4 protein-coding genes and 1 pseudogene are annotated in these 6,423 nt (G+C 70.0%); 1 reads left to right on the top strand and 4 read right to left on the bottom strand.

Features of this window, described 5'->3' with window-relative positions; genetic code table 11:
• From ABZ321_RS58060 to ABZ321_RS58045, 4 genes and pseudogenes are all read right to left on the bottom strand, one after another.
• A pseudogene (locus tag ABZ321_RS58060) lies at positions 1-361 on the bottom strand (ABC transporter substrate-binding protein); the annotation flags it as partial.
• 68 nt (positions 362-429) lie between these two features.
• The gene (locus ABZ321_RS58055) at positions 430-1,401 is read right to left on the bottom strand and encodes an ABC transporter permease (protein ID WP_354905647.1); all 972 of its coding nucleotides are present in this window, start codon (positions 1,399-1,401) and stop codon (positions 430-432) included.
• The gene (locus tag ABZ321_RS58050) at positions 1,398-2,423 is read right to left on the bottom strand and encodes an ABC transporter permease (RefSeq protein WP_344509419.1); all 1,026 of its coding nucleotides are present in this window, start codon (positions 2,421-2,423) and stop codon (positions 1,398-1,400) included. The genes ABZ321_RS58055 and ABZ321_RS58050 overlap by 4 nt, the downstream gene beginning before the upstream one ends.
• A complete protein-coding gene (locus tag ABZ321_RS58045; RefSeq protein WP_354905645.1) occupies positions 2,420-3,931 on the bottom strand; it encodes a sugar ABC transporter ATP-binding protein in 1,512 nt (503 codons plus the stop codon). Before ABZ321_RS58045 ends, ABZ321_RS58050 begins: the two co-directional genes overlap by 4 nt.
• A 712-nt stretch (positions 3,932-4,643) precedes the next feature.
• Here ABZ321_RS58045 and ABZ321_RS58040 point away from each other — a divergent pair.
• A complete protein-coding gene (locus ABZ321_RS58040) occupies positions 4,644-6,308 on the top strand; it encodes a sigma-70 family RNA polymerase sigma factor (protein ID WP_344509415.1) in 1,665 nt (554 codons plus the stop codon).
• Positions 6,309-6,423: the final 115 nt, after the last annotated feature.

Below are 6,423 nucleotides of genomic sequence, written 5' to 3'. Positions count from 1 at the left end.
CGACCTCGGCCTGCATCACCTTGAACCCGACCTGCCGCCACGGATTGTTCAACGCGGCGTTGGAGAAGCACACCTTGTACGGGCCGGCCTTCTTGAACTTCGCCGTATCCACCAGCTTCGGGTTGAGCACCTGCTCCCACGGCTTGTCGGCGGGGCCGGTGGCGGTGGCCTGCAACAACGACAACTCGTTGTCGTAATCGGCCTGCACGAAGAACTTCGACTGCTCGCCGGTGCCGGATCCGGCGGCCGCGGTGGACGACGCAGTACCGGACGCACTCGTGGTGGGCTCGTCGGTGGCGCAGCCGGTCAGGATCAGCAACGCGGCCGTCATGGCCGCGGCGACGGACGTGGTTCGTCTCACGTGTTCTCCTCGGGATGGGGTGTGGGGTGCGCGCCTCAGCGGCGGCGCGGCGATCCGGTTGCGGCGCCTCAGCGGCGGCGCAGTGCTCCGACCGCGACGGCGATGAGGATGATCAGGCCCTGGACGGTTGACCTGAGGGCGCCGGAGACGCCGTAGAAGTTGAGCAGCGCGAAAAGCGTCTCGAGGGTCAGGGCGCCGAGCATTGCGCCCGCGACGGCCCCGCGGCCGCCGCCGAGGACGACCCCACCGAGGACGACGGCGGTGATCGCGCCGAACTCGAGGCCGGCGCCTGCCTGGAACGACACGCCGCTGTAGCCGCCGAGCAGGATCGCGGCGACGGTGGCGAAGACGCCGCTGAGCACGAACGCGATGGTCTTGGTGCGCCACACGCGGACGCCGGTGAGCTCGGCGGTGCGCGGGTTGCCGCCGACGGCGACGAGCGTGCGGCCGAAGTCGGAGCGGGTGACGGCGACCGCGACGGCGGCCACGCCGAGGAGGATGAGCAGCGCGTAGGGCACCCGGCCGAGCAGCGGCACGTCCTCGAACGCGCGCCGACCGAAGCGGCGGAACTCCTCGGACAGGCCGCCCTTGGGTGCGCCGTCGGACCACAGGTAGACGGCGCCGACGAGGATCAGGTACATGCCGAGGGTCGTGATGAACGACGGGACCTTCAGCAGCGTGGTGACGAGGCCGTTGACGAGCCCGACCACGACGCCGAAGGCGAGCACGACGAGCACCACCGGCCAGGTCCGGGACGGGTCGCTGTCGATGAGCCGGGCCGCGACGACGACCTGGGCGGTGACGAGCGAGCCGACGGAGAGGTCGAACTCGCCGGAGACGATGACGAAGTACTGCCCGGCGGCGAGCAGGATGATGGGCGCGGACCGGCCGACGAACGACAGCAGCGACGCCGGGGCGAAGAAGTCGGGCTGCCGGATGGCGACGAGCACCAGCAGGATCGTGAGGATCCCGATGATCGGCGTGATCCCGCCGGGGCGCAGCAGGTTGGCCTTCTGCTTCTCCAACACGGTGGCCGTCATGCTGCCGCCTTCCGGGACGTGGTGCGGCGGCGGTGCATCCGCCGGGCGTAGACGGCCACCGCCGCGATGATGATCACGCCGCGGATGACCTGCTTGAAGAACGCGTCGACCTCGAGCTGATTGAAGATGCTGTCGATGCTGGCGAGCAGCAGCACGCCGCCGACGGTGCCGAGGACCCCGCCGCGGCCGCCGGCGAGGGCGGTGCCGCCGAGCACGACGGCGGCGATCGACTCCAGGTCGTAGAGGCCCTCGACGCCGACGCGGGGCGCGCCGGAGCCGAGCCGGCTGGCGAGGTAGATCCCGGCGAGGCCGGAGCACAGCGCGCACAGCACGTGGGCGACGATGAGGATGCGGTCGTTGCGGACGCCGGAGAGCCGGGCCACGTCGGGGTCGCCGCCGACGGCGATGAGGTGGTGGCCGAAGCGGGTGTTGCGCACCGCGAACCAGGCCGCGGCGGCGACGGCGAGCAGCAGCAGGAACGCGACCGGCACGGGCCCGATCCGCTGGTAGCCGAGGCTCTGCACGAACGCGGGCGCGGTCTTGCCCGCCGGGCCGTCGTAGCCGTTGTCGAGGTACCCCTTGAGCAGCAGCCCGACGCCGACGGTGGCGATGAACGCGTTGATCCGCAGCTTCGTCACCAGCAGCCCGTTGAGCAGTCCGATGGCGGCGGCGACGAGCAGCACGAGGCCGAGCGCCGGCAGGATGTTGCCGTCGCTTCCCGCCATCGTCTCGGCCGCGACGAGGGTGCTGATGCTGATCACGTACGCGACGGACAGGTCGAGCGAGCCGGCCAGGATGACGATGGTCTGGCCGACGGCGACGAGCCCGAGGCCGGTCGCGACGTGCAGCAGACTGACCACTGTGGACTGGTTGAACAGCGACCCGCCGTCGATCGCGACGACGATCCAGCCGATCACGAGCGTCAGCGCGAGGGCGATGTAGACGCCGCGGGCGGGCCCGGCGGCGGACACCTTGAGTTTGATCGTGGGGGCTTTCGCCGGTACCGGCGGAGCGACGGTCACGCAGTCACCTCTTCAACGGTCAACGCGCCGGTGGCGAGCCCGACGACGTCCTCTTCACTGGCGCCGGCGGGCAGCTGTCCGGCGATGGCCCCGTCGCGCATGACGACGATCCGGTCGCTCATGCCGAGCAGCTCGGGCAGCTCGGAGGAGATCATCAGCACGGCGGCGCCGTCGCGGGCGAGCTGGCGGACGAGGTCGTGGATGGCGGACTTGGCGCCGACGTCGATGCCCCGGGTCGGCTCGTCGAAGAGCAGGATCTTCGGGCCGAGCGCGAGCCAGCGGGCGAGGACGACCTTCTGCTGGTTGCCGCCGGACAGGAAGCGGATCTCCTGATCCTCGCCGGCGGCGTGGACCTCGACGGCGGCGAGCAGGTCGCGCACCTTGACGGTGCGGTCGGTCCGGCCGCGCCAGCTGGGGAAGACGGCGCGGCCGGCGAGCAGGGCGTTGTCGAGCACCGACTGGCCGGCGACGATGCCTTCGCCCTTGCGGTCCTCGGTCACGTACGCGATGCCGGCCCGGATCGCCGCGCGGGGCGAGCGCAGCTGGATCCGCGCGCCGTCGAGCTCGACCGTGCCGGCGGTGAACGGGTCGGCGCCGAAGATCGCGCGGGCGAGCGCGGACCGGCCGGAGCCCTGCAGCCCGCCGATGCCGAGGATCTCCCCCGCGCGCAGCTCGACGTCGACGCCGCGCAGCTTGTGGTTCGCTCCACTGTGGACGGCGAGGCGGACCGCGCCGATGTCGCCGGGCTCGGCCCGCGGCGGGTAGTAGCTGGCCAGGTCCCGGCCGACCATGTGCTTGACGAGCTGGTCGCCGGTCGTGTCGCGGGTGGCGAGGGTGGTGACCCGGCGGCCGTCCTTGAGCACGGTGATCCGGTCGGACAGGTCGAAGACCTCGGTGAGGCGGTGCGACACGTAGAGCAGCCCGATGCCGCGCTCCTGCAGCCGGCGGACGAGGGCGTAGAGCAGCTCGACCTCGTGGTCGGCGAGCGCGGCGGTCGGCTCGTCCATGATGAGCAGGCGCGCGTCGAGGGCGAGCGCCTTGACGATCTCGACGACCTGCTGCTGGGCGACGCCGAGCCGGCCGACCTTCACGCCCGGGTCGAAGGACGTCTCGCCGGCGGCGGCGAGCAGCTCCGCGGTCCGCGCGTGCATGGCCTTGCGGTCGACCAGGCCGCGCCGGACGGGCTCGTGGCCGAGGAACACGTTTTCGGCGACGGTGCGCTCGGGCAGGAGGTTGAACTCCTGGTGGATGATCCCGATGCCGGCGGCCTGCGCGTCGCGCGGCCCCTTGAAACCCACGGCGCGGCCGTCGAGCTCGATCGTGCCGCCGTCGGGGGTGTACACCCCGGAGATGATCTTCATGAGGGTCGACTTGCCGGCGCCGTTCTCGCCGACGACGGCGTGCACCTCGCCCGCGCGCACGTCGATGTCCACATCGGACAGCACGCGCACGCCGAGGAAGGCCTTGCCGATCCCGCCCAGGCGGAGGAGCGGGGGAGTTTCGGGCATTGCAAACCCCTAACTGACCGTAACCATCGAAGACGGCCATGATTGCGGTCGAGCATCGGTGGAGCACGTAGCGTGGGGACTTTCGCCGTTGAAGTCCGGAACTTTTGCTAGTTTCGACTAAAGGTCGCGAAGAGCAGAGTAAATGTTTCAATGTTCGGCCGCAACGGCGCAACGTCACCGAAACAAAGCCGTTGCCCAACCTCCACTGATCGACCGAGTTCGACCGGCCGAACGGACGAGGCCAGTGAGAGCGCTCTACCGGCCGAGCTGACCGGAAAGCGCCGCCTACCTGCTCATATATTGACTTCTGGAGATGGTTCTAGCACGCTTGGCGTCGCAGACACGGCCCGGGAAACCTGAGTGTGACTGTCCGTCGCGGCGAGCGACAGTCGATCGGGCCGGAATCTCATGCTTCGCGCAACCCTGCGCAGCCGCAGGGTCGATGTGTCGTGCGCCCGTGACTGCATCCCGTTGGCCCGCCGAGAGGAACGTTCGAGACGTCGCCGAATCGCTCCCGGAAAAATTGTTATGTCCATTCGCGCAATGGACCGCCATTCGGTGGGATCTTGACACCATCGTCTTCCGTCGCCACTGTGGTGGGCCGATGCACGACCTGCGCATTCATGACAGCGATTGTGGGACCTGATATGCACAGACAGCGAGACGGTGGGTGCGCCGCGTTGCAACCGACTGCTGGCCCACTCCTCGCGCCGTGAACCAGGGCGGACCGGCACCCCGGCTGCGGAAGCCGCCATCTGTTCCGCCCCTGACCTTCCGGGGTGACTATGCGCCGCTGGTCATCGCCGCGCAGGCCGGCAGCAGGGACGCGCGTGACGAGTTGATCTCGGCGTGCCTGCCCCTGCTGTACAACATCGTCGGCCGGGCCGTGAGCAGCCCCGCCGACGTGGACGATGTCGTGCAGGAGACCTTGTTGCTGGTGCTGCGAGACCTGCCGGGCCTGCGCAGTCCTGAGAGCTTCCGGCCGTGGCTGGCCGCCGTGGCGATGCATCAGATCGGCCGACACAGGGACCGCTGGCAGTCCGCGGCAGCGCGGACCACTGCGATCGAGGAGGCGGCCGACGTCGCGGACAGCGCGGCGGACATCGAGCGCACGACAGTGCTGCACATGCAGCTCGCCGAGCAGCGACGCCGGTTGGCCGAGGCGAGCCGATGGCTGGATCCGGACGACCGGACACTGCTGTCGTTGTGGTGGCAGGAAACGGCGGAACTCATGAGCCGCGCCGAGGTGGCCGAAGCCATGGGGGTGAACGTCGCGCACGCCGGTGTCCGTCTGCAGCGGATGCGCGAGCAGCTGGAGCGGTGCCGGGGAATCGTCAGCGCTCTGTCCGCCGAGCCTCGCTGCGCCCGCCTGGACACCGTCGTGTCCGAATGGGACGGGCAGCCGTCGACCGTCTGGCGCAAACGGATCGCCCGGCACATCCGCGACTGCGCCGTCTGCACCGCGACCACGGCAGACCTGATCAGGATCGACAAGATCATCACAGCCCTCGCCGTGCTCCCCGTCCCGGCCACGCTCATCGCCGCCCTCATGGCCAAAGGCCTGCTTCCGGCGGCCGCCACGGGCGCGGCGAGCTCGTTCGCGCACGCCGCCTCCGGCGCCGCGGCGACCGGCACCGTGCACTTCTCGCTGACCAGCAAGCTCGCGGCTGCCGTAGCGGCACATCCCATCGTCTCCCTCGTCGCGGGCACGGTCATCGTGGCCGGTGTCGTCGTCACGCCGATCGCGGTGTCCACGCCACCGGCGGAACCCGCGCCCACCCGCGTCGCGGCGCCACCGCCGACGCCGCCGCGACCACCGGTCACCGCCGGATCCACAACCAACGGACCGGCACCGGTCACACGCGGGCCAACGGCATCTTCGACACCGGGACCAAGCCCTTCGGGCACCACGCCGATCACCGGGCGGACGTGGACGCTGACCGCGGAGCACAGCGGCAAGCTCATGGACGTCGAGGCGCAGTCCGGCACCGATCGAGCCCCGGTCGTCCAATGGCCCGGGACCGGCGCCGACAACCAGCGGTGGCAGGTCATCGACGCCGGCGGTGGCACCGTCAATCTCAAAGCCGTCCACTCCGGCAAGTGCCTGGACGTCGACGCCCGCTCCACCACCGCAGGGGCGTACCTGCAGCAGTACCGGTGCAACAACGACGACAACCAGAGGTTCACCATCACACCGGTACCTGTCGCAACGCCGGCACCGACCCCGACGGCGACCGCGGGTGTCTACATCATCAGGAACGTCCTGAGTGGACTGTGCGTCGACGTCTTCGGCAACGCGGCGACCGACGGCACACGGCTGGTCCAATGGACCTGCCAGGGCACCACCAACCAGCAGTGGCGATTCACGCAGGTCTGACCGGTATTCCGACCCGGCCTTACTTCCAGCGTTGGGGGTAGCCGGGCAGGTCGGTGCAGCCGCACATGGCGTAGTGCAGCGGCGGCATGTTGGCGTCGACGTACTTGTCGAGGTT

It is taken from the genome of Dactylosporangium sp. NPDC006015, from assembly GCF_040614215.1.
Taxonomy (GTDB): domain Bacteria; phylum Actinomycetota; class Actinomycetes; order Mycobacteriales; family Micromonosporaceae; genus Dactylosporangium; species Dactylosporangium maewongense.
The sequence above is the reverse complement of the archived record's forward strand: the minus strand, read 5'-3'. Positions and strand labels throughout refer to the sequence as shown.